The organism is Microbacterium shimangi (assembly GCF_043556445.1).
In the GTDB taxonomy this organism is placed as follows: domain Bacteria; phylum Actinomycetota; class Actinomycetes; order Actinomycetales; family Microbacteriaceae; genus Microbacterium.
The window spans coordinates 676,343-692,809 of the sequence record NZ_JBIGII010000004.1; the positions used below are offsets into that span (position 1 = coordinate 676,343).

10 protein-coding genes are annotated in these 16,467 nt (G+C 66.6%); 4 read left to right on the plus strand and 6 right to left on the minus strand.

The window, feature by feature from the left end; translation table 11 throughout:
• Window positions 1–97: 97 nt before the first annotated feature.
• Window positions 98–2,968, plus strand: coding sequence for an aconitate hydratase (locus ACFXQA_RS10180; protein ID WP_394519709.1), 2,871 nt, complete (start codon window positions 98–100; stop codon window positions 2,966–2,968).
• Between the two features lie 171 nt (window positions 2,969–3,139).
• Window positions 3,140–5,095, plus strand: a complete 1,956-nt coding sequence (gene dxs / locus ACFXQA_RS10185; RefSeq protein ID WP_394519710.1) for a 1-deoxy-D-xylulose-5-phosphate synthase — start codon at window positions 3,140–3,142, stop codon at window positions 5,093–5,095.
• A 5-nt stretch (window positions 5,096–5,100) separates the two neighbouring features.
• Here dxs and ACFXQA_RS10190 read toward each other — a convergent pair whose 3' ends face one another.
• Window positions 5,101–7,212, minus strand: a complete 2,112-nt coding sequence (locus ACFXQA_RS10190) for a bifunctional lysylphosphatidylglycerol flippase/synthetase MprF (protein WP_394519711.1) — start codon at window positions 7,210–7,212, stop codon at window positions 5,101–5,103.
• A gap of 52 nt (window positions 7,213–7,264) precedes the next feature.
• On the opposite strand from ACFXQA_RS10190, the gene ACFXQA_RS10195 reads away from it, so the two are divergent.
• Window positions 7,265–7,834, plus strand: a complete 570-nt coding sequence (locus ACFXQA_RS10195; protein ID WP_394519712.1) for a hypothetical protein — start codon at window positions 7,265–7,267, stop codon at window positions 7,832–7,834.
• A 15-nt stretch (window positions 7,835–7,849) separates the two neighbouring features.
• Here the strand turns inward: ACFXQA_RS10195 and ACFXQA_RS10200 are convergent, their stop codons facing one another.
• Window positions 7,850–9,469 (minus strand): L-lactate permease, encoded by a 1,620-nt coding sequence (locus ACFXQA_RS10200; RefSeq protein ID WP_394519713.1) that lies wholly within the window; start codon window positions 9,467–9,469, stop codon window positions 7,850–7,852.
• Between the two features lie 309 nt (window positions 9,470–9,778).
• Here ACFXQA_RS10200 and ACFXQA_RS10205 point away from each other — a divergent pair, with 309 nt between their 5' ends.
• The gene (locus tag ACFXQA_RS10205; protein WP_394519714.1) at window positions 9,779–11,188 is read left to right on the plus strand and encodes an alanine--tRNA ligase-related protein; all 1,410 of its coding nucleotides are present in this window, start codon (window positions 9,779–9,781) and stop codon (window positions 11,186–11,188) included.
• A gap of 61 nt (window positions 11,189–11,249) precedes the next feature.
• On the opposite strand, the gene ACFXQA_RS10210 is transcribed toward ACFXQA_RS10205, so the two are convergent.
• From ACFXQA_RS10210 to ACFXQA_RS10225, 4 genes are all read right to left on the minus strand, one after another.
• Window positions 11,250–13,388 carry a 3-hydroxyacyl-CoA dehydrogenase NAD-binding domain-containing protein gene (locus ACFXQA_RS10210; protein WP_394519715.1) on the minus strand — a complete coding sequence of 713 codons (2,139 nt, stop codon included), beginning with the start codon at window positions 13,386–13,388 and terminating at the stop codon, window positions 11,250–11,252.
• Window positions 13,389–13,396: 8 nt separating this feature from the next.
• Window positions 13,397–14,602: a thiolase family protein gene (locus ACFXQA_RS10215; RefSeq protein WP_394519716.1), complete on the minus strand. Its 1,206-nt coding sequence runs from the start codon at window positions 14,600–14,602 to the stop codon at window positions 13,397–13,399.
• A gap of 72 nt (window positions 14,603–14,674) precedes the next feature.
• Complete coding sequence (locus tag ACFXQA_RS10220; RefSeq protein ID WP_394519717.1) at window positions 14,675–15,871, minus strand: ribonuclease D; 1,197 nt, start codon at window positions 15,869–15,871, stop codon at window positions 14,675–14,677.
• Complete coding sequence (locus tag ACFXQA_RS10225; RefSeq protein WP_394519718.1) at window positions 15,864–16,454, minus strand: DUF3000 family protein; 591 nt, start codon at window positions 16,452–16,454, stop codon at window positions 15,864–15,866. Before ACFXQA_RS10225 ends, ACFXQA_RS10220 begins: the two co-directional genes overlap by 8 nt.
• Between the last annotated feature and the right edge of the window lie 13 nt (window positions 16,455–16,467).

Consider the following 16,467-nt stretch of genomic DNA (forward strand, 5'->3'; position numbering starts at 1 on the left):
GTCGCGGTTAGGTGCACCTTGCTAGCCGCTCCGGGGCGACCTGGGGAAGATGGAGGTGCGGGCAGCGCCCCGCGCACCGCCGACGAAGGAGACGCACGTGTCCACTGTTGACAGCTTCGGTGCCAAGAGCACCCTGACAGTCGGCAGCACCGACTACGAGATCTTCCGCATCGACACGGTCGCCGGCTACGAGAAGCTCCCGTTCAGCCTCAAGGTTCTTCTCGAGAACCTGTTGCGCACCGAAGACGGCGCCAACGTCACGAAGCAGCAGATCGAGGCGCTCGGGTCGTGGGATGCTGCGGCCGAGCCCGACACCGAGATCCAGTTCTCTCCGGCTCGCGTCGTGATGCAGGACTTCACCGGTGTGCCGTGCATCGTCGATCTCGCCACCATGCGCGAGGCGATGGCGGCCCTGGGCGGAGACCCGTCGCGGATCAACCCCCTCTCTCCCGCCGAGATGGTCATCGACCACTCGGTCATCGCCGACCTCTTCGGCAGCGAGAACGCCCTCGAGCGCAACGTCGAGATCGAGTACGAGCGCAACGGTGAGCGTTACCAGTTCCTCCGTTGGGGTCAGACGGCCTTCGACGACTTCAAGGTCGTCCCGCCGGGAACCGGCATCGTGCACCAGGTGAACATCGAGCACCTGGCCAAGGTCATCTACGACCGGTCGTTCGACGGCGTGCTCCGGGCGTACCCCGACACCTGCGTCGGCACCGACTCGCACACCACGATGGTCAACGGTCTGGGTGTGCTCGGCTGGGGCGTCGGCGGCATCGAGGCCGAGGCGGCCATGCTCGGCCAGCCCGTGTCGATGCTCATCCCCAAGGTCGTCGGCTTCAAGCTGACAGGCGCCATCCCCACCGGCGTCACGGCGACCGACGTCGTCCTGACCATCACCGAACAACTCCGCAAGCACGGCGTCGTCGGCAAGTTCGTGGAGTTCTACGGCGAGGGCGTCGCTTCCGTGCCGCTCGCGAACCGCGCCACCATCGGCAACATGAGCCCCGAGTTCGGTTCGACCGCCGCCATGTTCCCGATCGACAGCGTCACGATCGACTACCTGCGTCTGACCGGCCGCAGCGAGCAGTCGCTCGCGCTCGTCGAGGCGTATGCCAAAGAGCAGCACCTGTGGCACGACCCGTCGACCGAGCCCGTGTTCAGCGAGTACATGGAGCTCGACCTCTCCACGGTCGTTCCCTCGATCGCCGGACCGAAGCGTCCGCAGGACCGCATCGAACTGTCGAACTCGAAAGAGCAGTTCGGGAAGGACCTGCTCGACTACGCGGTTCCCGGGGCCCACACGGCAGTCGACGCGGCGGTCGAAGGAACCTTCCCCGCTTCCGACCCCATCGGCTTCACGCCGCAGGACGAGGACACCCAGGGTGAGCCTGCGACCTCCGACGTGAGCCACCAGCACGAGCACGCCGCTCAGTCGCTGAGCCACGCGCCGTCGTCAGTGTCGAAGCCGACCCCCGTCACCCTCGAGGGGGGCGAGTCGTTCACGCTCGACCACGGCGCAGTCACGATCGCCGCGATCACCTCGTGCACCAACACGTCGAACCCGTCCGTGATGCTCGCCGCGGGCCTTCTGGCGCGCAATGCCGTGAAGAAGGGCCTGAAGGCCAAGCCGTGGGTCAAGACCACCCTTGCCCCGGGCTCCAAGGTCGTCACCGACTACTACGAGAAGGCCGGCCTCACGCAGGATCTCGAAGACCTCGGCTTCTACACCGTGGGCTACGGCTGCACGACCTGTATCGGCAACTCCGGACCCCTCATCGAAGAGGTCTCGACCGCGATCAACGACAACGACCTCGCCGTCACCGCCGTGCTGTCGGGCAACCGCAACTTCGAGGGGCGTATCAACCCCGACGTCAAGATGAACTACCTCGCGAGCCCGCCGCTCGTGATCGCCTACTCCCTCGCGGGGTCGATGAACTTCGACTTCGAAACCGACGCGTTGGGCAAAGACACCGACGGCAACGACGTGTTCTTGAAGGACATCTGGCCGGATGCTGCCGAGGTGCAGTCGACGATCGACTCGTCCATCAACGAAGAGATGTTCACGCGTCAGTACGCGACGGTATTCGAGGGCGACGACCGCTGGAAGAACCTCCCCACCCCGACGGGTGACGTGTTCGAGTGGAACGAAGCATCCACCTACGTCCGCAAGCCCCCGTACTTCGACGGGATGACCATGGAGCTGACCCCCGTGCGCGACATCACGGGTGCGCGGGTCATGGCGACGCTCGGTGACTCGGTCACCACCGACCACATCAGCCCGGCCGGCAACATTAAGGCCGACAGCCCGGCCGGTCAGTACCTCGTCGAGCACGGCGTCGATCGCAAGGACTTCAACTCCTACGGTTCGCGTCGCGGCAACCACGAGATCATGATCCGCGGAACGTTCGCCAACATCCGCCTGAAGAACCAGCTGGTGAGCGCTGTCAGCGATGGAGTGGTCGTCGAGGGCGGTTACACCCGCGACTTCACTCAGCCCGGTGGCCCGCAGTCGTTCATCTACGACGCGTGCGAACGGTACGCCGAGCAGGGCACGCCGCTCGTGATCTTCGGCGGCAAGGAGTACGGCTCCGGTTCATCGCGCGACTGGGCAGCGAAAGGCACCAGTCTTCTCGGCGTCAAGGCGGTCATCACCGAGAGCTTCGAGCGTATCCACCGCTCGAACCTCATCGGTATGGGGGTCGTGCCGCTGCAGTTCCCGACCGGAGAGAGCTGGGCGTCGCTCGGCCTCGACGGTACCGAGATCGTGTCGATCAAGGGCCTCGAGAAGCTGAACGACGGCATCACGCCGAAGACCGTCACGGTGACGGCGGCGCCGAGCGAATTCTCGGCCGCAGGTAAAGAGACGGTGACGTTCGAAGCCATCGTCCGGATCGACACCCCCGGCGAAGCGGACTACTACCGCAACGGGGGAATCCTGCAGTACGTGCTGCGGTCGCTCGTCTGACACCGCATACGAAGGGCCCCCGACAGCTGTCGGGGGCCCTTCTGCGTGCGGTTCGAGAGCACTGCCGGTTGTCTGTCAAGGCGACGAGCCTCCTCGTCCGGCTACTCCGGCCCGGATTAGACTGGCCCAGGTCACCCGTCGATTCTCGAGATCGACGAAGGAAGGAGTCCGATGGCCGTCTTGCCGACGATTACTGGGCCGCGTGATCTCGACGCGCTCGACCTGCAGCAGCTCCAGGAGCTCGCGGGCGAGGTGCGCGAGTTCCTCGTCGAGAACGTCTCACGAACGGGCGGGCATCTCGGCCCGAACCTCGGCGTGGTCGAGTTGACCATCGCGATCCACAAGATCTTCGACTCGCCGCAAGACCCCATCATCTTCGACACGGGCCACCAGTCGTACGTCCACAAACTGCTCACGGGACGCCAGGATTTCTCGGCCCTTCGTTCGCGCGGCGGGCTGGCCGGCTATCCGCAGCGGTCGGAGAGCATCCACGACGTCGTGGAGTCCTCGCACGCCTCGAGTTCCCTCAGCTGGGCCGACGGTGTCTCGCGCGCCCTCACTCGCACCGGTCGACGAGACCGGCACGTCATCGCGGTCGTGGGTGACGGTGCGCTCACCGGAGGCATGACGTGGGAGGCGCTCAACAACATCTCCGACGACAACGACCGCAACCTGGTGATCGTCGTCAACGACAACGGGCGCTCGTACGCGCCGACCATCGGCGGCATGGCGCGCTATCTCAACCGCGTGCGAACCGCCGATGCCTACCGCACCCTTCATCGCGGCTCCGACTCGCTCTTTCGTGCGCTCGGTCCCGCCACCCGTGCGGTCTATCGGGGAGTGCGCGGTGCGACCCACGGGTTCCTGTCGCGCTTCACCAACAACGAGGCCCTGTACTCGAACCTCGACATCAAGTACCTCGGCCCGGTCGACGGGCACGATCTCGAGACCCTCCTCGAAACCCTCACGCTCGCGAAGGCCTACGGCGCCCCCGTGATCGTGCACGCGATCACCGACAAGGGTCGCGGTTACGCGCCTGCGCGAAGCGACATCGCCGACCAGTTCCACGCCGTGGGCAAGATCGACCCCATCACCGGAGAGCCGCTCTCCAGCGCGACCGGCGACGGATGGACCGACGTCTTCGCGCGCGAGCTCGTCGAGATCGGAGCAGAACGCGACGACATCATCGCCGTGACCGCCGCGATGCTGCGCCCGACCGGCCTCCAACTCTTCGCCGAACGCTTCCCCGACCGCACCTACGATGTCGGTATCGCCGAGCAGCACGCGGTCGCCTCGGCGGCCGGCCTCGCCTTCGGCGGCCTGCATCCCGTCGTCGCGATGTACGCCACGTTCATGAACCGCGCCTTCGATCAGGTGCTCATGGACGTCGCCCTCCATCGTGCCGGGGTCACCTTCGTCCTCGACCGCGCCGGCGTCACCGGGCCCGATGGTCCGAGCCATCACGGCATCTGGGACCTCGCGATGCTGCAGCTGGTGCCCAACATCCGTATCGCCGCCCCGCGTGATGCGGTGCGTCTCAGCGAAGAGTTGCGTGAGGCCGTGGCGGTCTCAGACGCCCCGACCGTCATCCGCTACCCCAAAGGTTCTGCGGCCCGCGATCTTCCGGCCATCGAGCGACTCGCCGACGGGGTCGACGTCATCTCCCGCGCCGAGTCGCACGACGTCCTGATCGTGGGAATCGGGCCGATGGTGCATCTCGCCGTCGAGGTCGCCGAGCGGCTTCAGGCGCAGGGGATCGGCGCGACCGTCGTCGACCCGCGCTGGGTGATCCCGGTGCGGCCCTCCATCGTCGAACTGGCCCGCACGCACCGGCTCGTCATCACGATCGAAGACGGCATCCGCGTGGGTGGGGTCGGCACGCGCGTGCGACAGGTGCTGCGCGAAGCCGGAGTCGACACGGCGGTCGACGAGCTCGGGCTCCCCGACGAGTTCATCCCGCACGCCACCCGCGAGCAGATCTTCGAAGACGCGGGCCTCACACCGGCCAAGATCGCTCAAGATGTCGTCTCGCAGGTGCTCGGCACCCGCATCCCGATCGCGCGTCCGAATGAGCAGCAGACACTGTGGGTACCCGAGGACGGGGAGCGCCACGACTCTCGCGACTGAACGGTTCAGTCTCCGCGGAGCATGTCCACCCCGGCTGCGGCGTACTGCCGAAGCGTCGCGTCGGGCAGGAATGCCCGCACGAGCGCTGGGCCGATGCGTGCCAGGTCGCCCTCATCGCGATACAGCAGGTAGATCAATTCGTAGCGCGGGTTGAACTTCTGTTTGAAGCGATGCAGAGACTTGAATCCGTAGACCGGTTCGAGGATGCCGCTGAGCTGGGCAAGCAGTTGGGCGATCCTCCCTTCGTCGTCTGCAGCCTCATGAGCCAGCGGTGCGCCCGAGAGCGACAGGATCTGCGCGCCCTCTTCGGCGAAGGTGCGGGCTGACGAGCCGATGAGGTACTCCATGACCCCGGCGAATCCGTCGTCGCGACGCCTCATGAGGTCGAGGGTCCACCCGCGGTGCGCCCCGTCGGCGCCGTAGATGGGCAACCAGCTGAGGAAGCCGTCGACGTCGCCCGCAGCCGAAATGGCGAGCGCGAGCCGTACCTCGGGGTCGGCGGCCTCCTGGAGCGTTCCCAGGGTGAACTTCATCTCGGGCAAGCCCTTGTCTCCCACCCAGGATTCCGAGATCGCCCGGAGCTGCTGTTTGATCCCCCAGGTCTCCTCTCCGAGGGTGGTCATGCGGAACGTGACGCCCTCCCGCTCGCCGCGATTGAGCGCCGACCGCACGTGCGCCCACGGCTTGCCCGTGAAGGCCAGCCCCGGCAGGTCGACGATGGTGTCGTCGGCGATGACGAGCGCGCGCCATCCCTTCGGCAGAACGTCGCGGACGACCTGACTGGAGCTGAAGAAACAGGGGATGAGCCCCGCTCCCTCGGCGGCACGAATGAACTCCGTCACGCTGTCCGCAGCTCCCGCCGGCGGTCCGAGCGGATCCGCCAGAGCGACGGCAACCCCGAGGTGATGCTGGTAGGGCACGATGCCCGCAGAGGTGCGGAGATATTCCATTCCCTCCCACGTCGACATCCAGGAGAGCGTGCCACCACCGTCTGTCTTGATGAGGGCGCGCGCGTCGGCGGGCGTCGGCGCGGCAGGAGCCCGGCGCGTCTTCTGCGCTCCGAGCGCGCGGCGCCGGTGCGTGCCGAACGCCTTGCGGGTACTGAGGAGGTACACGCCGAAGGCCAGCCACAGCGTCGACGTCGCGAGCGTCACGTCGGTGTCACCCCACTCGAGGGGAACATCGACGGGGAAGATCAACGACAGCGTGAGGTAGAACGCCGCGATCAGCGTGTTCACCGCCGCCCAGATCGCCGAGAGCACCCACGCCCAGCGGCGCCCGATACGCAGCCCGTTCGTCACCAGGAGAATGACGACGACGTCTACCGTGACCTCGACCCACGATCCGTCGAGCGCGGAGGTGGGACCGAAGGGGCCGTTGGTCGGCACGATCTGCGTGATGATCTGGATCACACCGAGTGCGAGGCTGACGGCGAACGCCAGGAGCCGCCGTTCGCGCACACTCGCGAGTCGGATGCGGAACGAGCGAGTCAGGGCGAGGACGAAGATCACCGCGAACGCGTGCTCCAGGTCGGCGAGACCACCGATGAAAAGAACACCGAGGGCTGTCAGTCCGACGACGACGATCCAGCCGCGCTGGCGCCAGGGCGACGCGAAGAGGCCGACACAAGCGGCGAAGCAGGCCATGGTTCCCCCCGACGGCCCGACGTCGAGCATGCCCGCGAGGTTCACGGCCCACGGCCACGGAGCCATGCTTGCAAAGAAGAGGAAGAGCGCCGTCGCGAGGACCGCAACGAGCTGGCCACTGACGAAGTACGCCAGCGTGACCCTGGCGCCCCGCTGCCATTCGAGCACACCGACCCAGAAGAACGACGCGATCGTGGGGACGTAGGCCCACGGCGACACGACGAAGAAGGTTCCGCTCAGCGGTGTCCACCAGCGCCCCTGCTCCAACGCGGGCAGGCCGTAGGCGACGGAGTCCCACCAAGGTTGCTGCGGTGTCGGACTCCACAGCCCCTGCCCGATGACTCCCACGATCAAGACCACGGCGACCAGTGTCAGGGTCGCCGGCAGTCGTGTCAGAACGGATGCTGCGCGCGACCGCTGCGCCTTCGTCGAGGCCACTCCGGGGGTGCCGACGCGCTGCGACTCACTCATGCGTCTCAGAATAGGGATCGCCGGGAGAACTTCGAAGCATTAGCGTGCGTGTGTGAGCGAGACACCGAACGCCTCCGCCCTGCCCCCATCAGGTGAGCGACGAGCACGAGACGTCCCCGTGGGAGTGATCCTGGTCGGGATCGCCGTGATCATCTGGTGGCCGGCCTTCACCGTCGGGGCATGGGGTGAGATCTTCTTCGACGACATCCTCGCCGTATGGGCGGCATCGACAGCTGCATTCGTCTTCGTGCTCGTCGAGCGGCGTCCGGTCGGTGCCCGGCTCGCGCGCGCGTTCGTGCTGCTTCTTCCTTCTCTCTGGCTCGTGCTCAATTTCGTGGTCGACGACGACACCGCTGACCTCGGCGTCGCCCTCCTCGACCTGGCGGCGCTCGCAGTGGTGCTCGTCGGAGTGCCGTTCACGCTCTGGGTACTCGTGCAGATCATGTGGCCCGACATCACGCGCACCACCGGGCGCCGCACGGGATGGTTGATCGCGGGCGTCATCGCCGCCGTGGTGATCGTCTCGTTCTTGCTCGGCCTGAACCAGGCACGCTTCCTGACCTGCGACGACTTCGCGATCAGCGGCAACTCCGAGCCGCCGGGGTGCACTCCGGGATCGTAGGCCGGAGGATGAGCATCACGCGGCGTGAGGGAGTACCAGGGAGAGAAGGAACACCCACACGCACACGAACGCGAGCATCCCGAGGCTGTACTTCATCGAGGCCCGCAGGATCTCGCCCTCGCGACCGGTGAGACCCACCGCCCCCGCGGCGATCGCGATGGACTGCGGGGAGACCACCTTGGCCACTGTTCCCCCCGCGGTGTTCGCGGCGACCAGCAGCGTCGGGTCGACGCCGATCTTCTCTGCGGTGACCGTCTGCAGATGCGCGAAGAGGGTGTTGTTGTTCACGACCGAGCCGGTGATGAAGACCCCGAACCAGCCGATGATGGGCGCGAAGAGAGGGAAGAGGAGTCCCACCGCAGCCAAAGCGTTGCCTATGCTCGCCGACCCTCCCGAGTAGTTCGCGACGTTCGCCACCACGAGAATCAGCGCGATGAGGATGATCGGCCGCCAGAGGTCGTGAATCGTCACTCGCAACTGCGCGATCAGGTCGCGCGATCTCAACTGCGGTGTCGTCCAGAAGGTCACGAGGACCGCCACCAGAATCGCGGTTCCGGTGGCGTTCACCGGCGTGAACGCCCAGGCGGCGGTCACGGGGTCATCTGCTCCGGCCGGCACCACTACTCCGGTGATTCCCGGGATCGGCACGCTGAACACGAGCCACGACAATGGCCCGTCAGCGGTGAACAGACTCTTGAACCACGGGATGCTCCACACGAAGATCACGCCGGTCAGGATGTAGAAGGGGCTCCACGCCACGACGACCTCGCCGAAGTCGTGCTTCTCGGCGACGGGCACCTCGCCGCCATCTTCGCGGTAGATGCGCCGGGGCTGCCACACCCGCCCGATCATGAAGATGACGACCATGCCGAACAGGCCCGGGACGATGTCGGCGAGCTCCGGCCCCAGAAAGATCAAGATCCCCGCCTGCGCGGCGCTGTAGGCCGCGCTCACACCGAGAGTGACGGGCCACGTCTCACGGACGCCCCGCCACCCGTCGAGGATCATCACGAGGATGAACGGAACCGCGAAGGTCAGCAACTGCAGCACCAACACCATGTCGAGGGTGAGGCCGCTGAGACCCACGCCTCCGACCTGGGCGCCGATGATGACGGGAATGCCGATGGCCCCGTAGGCGCCGGCGGCGACGTTCGCGACCAACGAGAGCATGGCCGCCTTGATGGGGGCGAATCCCAGCTGCACGAGAAGGGCCGCGCAGATCGCGATCGGAACACCGAAGCCCGCGGCGCCCTCGAGGAAGGCACCGAAGCAGAAGCTGATCAGCAGCACCTGCACGCGCTGGTCAGGCGAGATCCCCGAGATGCTGGCGCGGATGACGTCGAATCGACCGCTGGCGACGGCGAGCTTGTACAGCCAGACCGCCGTCACGATGATGTAGGCGATCGGCCAAATGGCGGTCAGCACGCCCAGCAGGCCCGCCCCGGCGATCGAGCCCGCGGGCATGCCGAACGGCCAGACGGCGACGACCACCTGCAAGACGACGGCGATGATGCCGGCCGTGATGCCGCTGAGTTTGAAGACCACCAGGCAGAGCAGGAACACCAGCACCGGGATGACCGCGATGATGGCGGACAACCACAGCTGACCTGTGGGATCGATCGACTGCGTCCACATGGTGGGCTCCCTACTCCGACCTTCGAGCACGACGGTGTACGGCGAACCATACTCCCGCGAGGCCAACGGAGCACACCGAATGAGCCCCCTGGACGGACGCCCGGCACGGAGATCACGCGACCGGTATGAGCGACTGGTGGAGGACTCAGGAATCGCACCTGACGGGGCGCCTCATGTGCGCATCCCCCGAGATGGGTGAGTTTATCCACTGGTCGAGGTGGACGGCAAGTGTCGGCCGAGATGCTGTCATCAGCGCTCGGGGCCGGGGAACTCCTCGACGGTGGGGGAGAGGAGGTGTAGAAAATGACCATGACCATGACCATGACCGCTGATGAAATACGCCGGGCATTCCTGGACTACATGGCCGAACGCGGTCACGTCATCATCCCCCGCGCTCCCCTCATCCCGCGGGATGACCCCTCGACCTTGTTCACCGGCAGCGGGATGCAACCGTTGCTGCCCTACCTCCTCGGCGCCGAACACCCCGGCGGTCGGCGGTTGGCCGATAGCCAGACCTGCCTCCGTGTTCAGGACATCGAGGAGGTGGGGGACAACCGCCACACCACATTCTTCGAGATGCTCGGCAACTGGAGTCTCGGCGAGTACTTCAAAGAAGAACAGATTCCTCAGATCTGGACTTTTCTGACCGAGAAGGTCGGGCTCGTACCCGACCGCATCTTCGTCTCGTGCTTCAGCGGCGACCCGGGTCACGGGATTCCGAAAGACGAGGACTCGGCGGGCATCTGGTCTCGCCTGTTCGTCGAGGCCGGCATCAGCGCCGACCAGGTCGACCTCGGAACCGAGGAGCGGGCCGCGGAGGTCGGGACGAACGGCGCCCGCATCGCCTTCTACGGCAAGAAGAACTGGTGGTGTCGGGGTGGAAACGCCGACGAGATGCCGCTCGGCGAGCCGGGCGGCCCCGACACTGAGATCTTCTATATGTTCCCGCAGGTCGAGCACGACCCCGCTTTCGGTGCGAACTGCCACCAGAACTGCGACTGCGGTCGATTCATCGAACTCGGCAACTCCGTCTTCATGGAGTACCAGCGCACCGCCGAGGGCTTCGCCCCTCTCCCGCGCCGGAACGTGGATTACGGCGGCGGCCTCGCCCGTATCGCCGCTGCCGCGATAGACAGCCCCGACGTCTTTCGGATCGGGCTGCTCTGGCCGATCATCGAGCGACTCGAGGAGCTCTCCGGCGCTTCTTACGACGATCAGAAGCGTTCGATGCGAGTCATCGCCGATCACCTGCGCGGGGCGACATTCCTCGCCGTCGACGGCGTGACGCCCAGCAACAAGGCGCAGGGGTACGTGATGCGTCGATTGATCCGACGGGCGGTGCGGTTCGCGTTCGACCTCGGTCTCGAAGAGAACTTCTTCCCGCAGATCATCCCGACCATCGCGGGCATCTACGCGGCACACTTTCCGGAGGTCGGTGAGCACGCCGAGTACGTCGAGAAGATCTTGGCGAAAGAGGAGCAGTCCTTCCGGCGCACCCTGCGGAAGGGCTTGAAGCAGCTCTCGCAGTTCGCCAAGACCGGCGTCACCGGGCGCGAGCTGTTTGTCCTCTCCGACACGTTCGGGTTCCCGGTCGAACTCTCGACGGAGGAGGCCGAGCGAAAGAACATCGCCCTGAGCGAAAACTGGCGCGAGGAGTTCGACGAGCAGCTGGCTGCCCAGCGCGCGCAATCCCAGCGCCGGACCACGCTGCACGTCTGACAACGCGAAACTGCCCGCCTCCCAGAGGAAGCGGGCAGTTCGTACCGCGGTCGAAAGAGCGTCAGACGCCCACCCCGCGCACCGGAGGGTGATGGAAGGTGTCGCCGAACGATCGCTCCGAGGCACCCTCACGGTCGAGGTATGCCGACGCGCCGCCATCGATGAACGGCCACGCGGCGCCGAGAATGAGACCGAGGTCGATGTCTTCGACCTCGGGAACGACGCCCTCATCGAGCATGATCTTGATCTCTTGAGCGAGTCCGTCTTCGACGCGGCGCAGGATCGTCGCCTCGGTCGCGGGTGCGGAACCGACCTCGAGCACCTTCTGGGCGGCCTTCGTCCAACCGGTGACCCGGCCGCTCTTGTCTTTCTCGACGACCTCGGGCAACTCGGCCAGCTCATGGAAGTTCGCCGACGCGAAGAACCGTTCCGGAAAGGCCGCTGCCATGGTGTCTTGGACGTGCGCGGCGACCTTCCACCCGACCAGGTCGATCAGCTGGAAGGGAGTCATCGGCAGGCCGAGCGGGGCGAACGCCTTCTCGACCGTCATCAGCGGCGTGCCTTCGTACACGGCTCGCGCTGCTTCGCCCATGACCTTGGCGAGCAGACGGTTCACCACGAACCCCGGTGCGTCCGCGGTCAGGATCGCGTTCTTGCCGAGGTTCTTCGCCACCACGAACGCGGTCGACAGAGCAGCATCCGTCACCGCCGCCGTTCCAACGATCTCGATCAGCGGCATGACCGCGACGGGGTTGAAGAAGTGGAACCCGACGAGGCGCTCAGGATGGGCCAGCTTCGCGCCGATCTCTTCGACCGAGAGCGACGAGGTGTTCGTCGCGAGAATGGCGTCGTCGGCGAGGAGCGGCTCGACCTCGGCGAAAACCTGCTGCTTCACACCGACTTCTTCGAAGACCGCCTCGATGACGAAGTCGCAGTCAGCGAACTCGCTCTTGTCGGTCGTGCCGTGCACCAGAGCCCGCAACCGGTTGGCCGTGTCGCCGTCGAGTCGCCCCTTCGCTTCGAGCTTGCCGATTTCTTCGCGGATCGACGCGAGGCCCTTGTCGACCCGTGCCTGGTCGAGGTCGGTGATCAGAACCGGCACCTGTAGTTTGCGCACGAACAACAGCGCGAACTGGCTGGCCATCAGCCCTGCCCCGATGATTCCGACCTTCGTGACCTTCTTCGCGAGACCCTTGTCGGGCGCCCCGACCGGGCGCTTCGCGCGCTTCTGGATGAGATCGAAGGCATACATGGATGCGGCGAACTGGTCGCCGCTGATGAGCTCGGCGAGGGCGGCATCTTCGCGCTCGAAGGCTTCTGCCTTCGTGCCCGACTTGGCCTTGTCGAGCAGGTCGAGCGCGACGTACGGCGACCGCGGCACGGTGCCGATCCGACTCTCGAGCATGTTGCGCGCCATCTTGATCGCGATCGGCCACTTCGTCAGGCGCTCGATCCGGCCCGGCTCGTTCTTGCGATCGACCTTGACCCGACCGGTGAGAACACCGTCTGCCCAACGCAGCGAGTCTTCGAGGTAGTTCGAGGCGGGGAAGATCGCGTCGACCATCCCGAGCTCGAAGGCCTGTCGGGGTTTCAACGTGCGGTTCTGCTTCAAGGGGTTCGAGATGACGACCTCGAGGGCGTTCTCGATACCGATGAGGTTGGGCAGGAGGTAGGCGCCGCCCCAGCCGGGAATGAGACCGAGGAACACCTCGGGAAGCGCGATGGCGGCGGCCGAAGCATCCACCGTCCGGTAGGTCGAGTTCAGCGCGATCTCGACCCCGCCTCCGAGGGCGAGTCCGTTGACGAAGGCGAACGACGGTACGCCGAGTTCGGAAAGCGAGCCGAGCACCTGATGGCCACGTTGGACGATCAGCAGAGCGATGTCTGCGGAGGGCAACTTCGTGACCTGCGAGAGGTCGGCCCCGGCGGCGAGGATGTACTGCTTGCCGGTGATTCCGACCGCGTGGATCTCACCATCTGCGGCCCGCTGCTTCAGCGCGGCGAGGGTTTCGCCCAACTCCTTCAGTGTGCCGGGCCCGAGGGTGTTGGGCCGGGTGTGGTCGCGCCCGTTGTCGAGGGTGATCAGCGCCAGGACATTGCCCGAGGGCAGCCTCACGTCGCGAACGCGGGAGTGCGTGACCACTTCGTCGCCCGCGAGGGCATCGAGGGGTGTGAAGTCGATCTCGTCGTAGTTCGTCATGGCCGCCCTCACTTGCGCTTCTTGCCGGAGTAGTGCGGGTTCTCCCAGATGACCGTGCCGCCCTGACCGAGACCGACGCACATGGCCGTCAGGCCGTACCTCACGTCGGGCCGCTCGGCGAAGTGCGCCGCCAACTGGATCATCAACCGCACACCGGATGCTGCCAAAGGGTGCCCCAGAGCGATGGCGCCGCCCCAGGGATTCACCCGCGGGTCGTCGTCGGCGATGCCGAAGTGGTCGAGCAGCGAAAGCACCTGGATGGCGAAAGCCTCGTTGAGCTCGAACAGACCGATGTCGTCGATCGAGAGGCCGGCCTTGCGAAGGGCCTTCTCGGTGGCCGGGATCGGGCCGATGCCCATGATCTCGGGTTCGACGCCGGCGAAGGCGAACGACACCATGCGCATCTTCGGGGTGAGGCCGAGTTCTTTCACGGCCGCGCCACCCGCGAGGAGGCTCACGGTCGCGCCGTCGGTCAGGGGAGACGAAGTGCCCGCGGTCACCCGCCCGTGCGGACGGAAAGGGGTCTTCAACGAAGCGAGACCTTCGAGAGTGGTCTCGGGCCGACGGCCTTCATCCTCGCTGGCAAGCCCCCAGGCTCCTTCGGCGTCTTTCACCGCTACCGAGACGAGATCGGGCTGGAACTTGCCCGCCTCGAAAGCGGCCTGCGCCTTGTGCTGGCTCAGCATGCCGAATCGGTCGGCTCGCTCTCTGGTGAGATGCGGGAAGCGATCGTGGATGCGCTCGGCAGTGACGCCCATGTTCAGGGCGCCCGGGTCGACGAGCTTCTCGGCGACGAACCGAGGGTTCGGGTCGGCGTTCGCCCCGATGGGGTGGCGCCCCATGTGCTCCACGCCCCCGGCGAGGGCCAGGTCGTACATGCCGAAACCGATGGACGCACCCATCGTCGTGACGCTGGTCATCGCGCCCGCGCACATGCGGTCGATGGCGAGACCCGGCACCGACATCGGCAATCCCGCGAGTATCGCTGCGGTGCGGCCGAGGGTCAGACCCTGGTCTCCCGTCTGCGAGGTGGCGGCGATGGCCACGTCGTCGATGCGGTCTTTCGGAACCGCGCCGTTGCGCTCCATGAGCCCGATGATCGCCTTGACGACCAGGTCGTCGGCGCGGGTATTCCAGTACATGCCCTTCTCACCGGCACGCCCGAAAGGTGTGCGCATTCCATCGACGAAAAAGACGTCCGAGAGCTCGGCCACTCTGCCTCCAAAACTAGGGATCACACCAGCCTAGGGAGGGGGTCGGGGCGACCGGAATCGGTTGGGTCGAACCTACGAAGCGTCGGCGACGACCTCGGCGGGGCCGTTGACGGAATCGACAAAGGCATCGACGATCAGCTGTGCAGTGTGCGCAATCTGCCAGGGCCTCGCGCCCAGTTCCTCGAGCGCCGCCGCGACGGATTTCAGGTCGAGGGGTTCGGGCGGAGTCCAGGCGAGGCGACGCAGCGTCTCGGGCGTCAGCAGGTTCTCGGTCGGCATGCCGAGCGACTCCGCGCGCTCTTCCACGACGGGCCTGGCCGCTTTCAGGCGTGCATCCGCGGCCGGGTTGCGATCGGCCCACGCGCGCGGCGGCGGCAGCGCGTCGGAGGGGACGCGGTCGTTCGGCAGTTCTTCGGTGGCGCGGCCCTCTTGGATCGCGTTCCACCACCGGTCGAGCTGGGTGCGGCTGGCTCGCCCGTTGAACTCCTTCAGCGCCGCGAGAGCCTGCTTCGTCTGCGGATCAGCGATCACCGCGGCGATCAGCGAGCGGTCGGGGACGAGGCGGCCCGGAGAGACGTCCTGCTCACGGGCGTACTCCTCGCGGGCTTGCCAGAGAGCTCGCGCGACCGCCAGCGAGCGGCGACCCCGCACCGTGTGAAGGCCGCTGAGGCGCCGCCAGGGATCGTCGCGGGGTGGTTTCGGAAGCCGCTCGAGTACGGCGGCGAACTCCTGGGCGGCGATGTCGGTCTTCTCCTGCTCGATGAGCTGCGCGGCGAGCGCGTCGCGTACATCGACGAGGTGCTCGACATCGAGCGCGGCGTACTCCAACCACGACTGCGGCAAGGGGCGCGTCGACCAGTCGGCGGCCGAGTGGGCCTTCGCCAGGGTGATTCCGAGCGTCGACTCGACGACGGCGCCGAGACCGACGCGCTCGTGGCCGAGGATGCGGGCGGCGAGCTCGGTGTCGAAGATCTTGGTCGGCTCGAGAAAACGTTCGCGCAGCGATGGCAGGTCTTGGCTCGCGGCGTGGAACACCCACTCCTCGTCGCCGATCGCGGCCTGCAGGAGAGTGAAGTCCTCGATCGTCGCCGGATCGAAGAGGAAGACCCCCGCGCCCCGCCGGAAGACCTGGATGAGATAGGCGCGCTGGGAGTAGCGGAATCCCGACGCGCGTTCGACGTCGACGGCGACGGGGCCCTCGGCCACCGCGAGCGCCTCGGCCGCCACGGCGAGCGCTGCGTCGTCTTCGATCACGACGTATTCAGTCACGGGCTGCCCTCCGGGCTCCGAGCGTGGCGATCCCCTCGGTTCCCGGGGGGAGGCCTGCGAGCATGCAGACGAGTTCGGCCCACGCCTCCACGTGTGCACCGAAAGATCCTTCCGGAGACCATGATGCCCGCAATTCGATCTGCGCCCCGTCGCCCTGCGCGGCGAGCGAGCCGAAGCCCTTCGACAGGGTCTTGGTTGCCGTTCCCGAGGCGGAGTGATGCGGCGCATCGCGCGAGGCGAGCGCATCGACCAGCCACGACCACGCGACGTCGGCCAGCAACGGGTCTGAGCCGATCTCGGTCTCGAGCGGAGCTTGGGCGAAGCAGACGATCCGCCATGGCGCGCCCCAGGGGTCTGGCTCGTCGGGGTCATGGAGCAGGATGAACCGCCCGATACCGTAGGGCGAATCCACCCCCGGGTCATCGGGGCGGACGTCGGCGGCGAGCGCGAGGGCTTCTGGCGCGAGACCCGTCGGTGCGGGGATTTCGCGCACGAGCAGATCATCGCGGAACATCGTCGAACGCAGCTCGTCGACAGCCCGCGCGAACGGCGTCAACGCCTCGGGAGGACGAACGTCGGTCACCCCCACAGGCTAG

Bases quoted from the DNA above. Each gene is read 5' to 3' on its own strand.
- ACFXQA_RS10210 (WP_394519715.1), bottom strand. From the start codon at position 13,388: ATGACGAACTACGACGAGATCGACTTCACACCCCTCGATGCCCTCGCG.
- ACFXQA_RS10190 (WP_394519711.1), bottom strand. From the start codon at position 7,212: ATGAGTGAGTCGCAGCGCGTCGGCACCCCCGGAGTGGCCTCGACGAAG.
- ACFXQA_RS10205 (WP_394519714.1), top strand. From the start codon at position 9,779: ATGACCATGACCATGACCGCTGATGAAATACGCCGGGCATTCCTGGAC.
- dxs (WP_394519710.1), top strand. From the start codon at position 3,140: ATGGCCGTCTTGCCGACGATTACTGGGCCGCGTGATCTCGACGCGCTC.
- ACFXQA_RS10200 (WP_394519713.1), bottom strand. From the start codon at position 9,469: ATGTGGACGCAGTCGATCGATCCCACAGGTCAGCTGTGGTTGTCCGCC.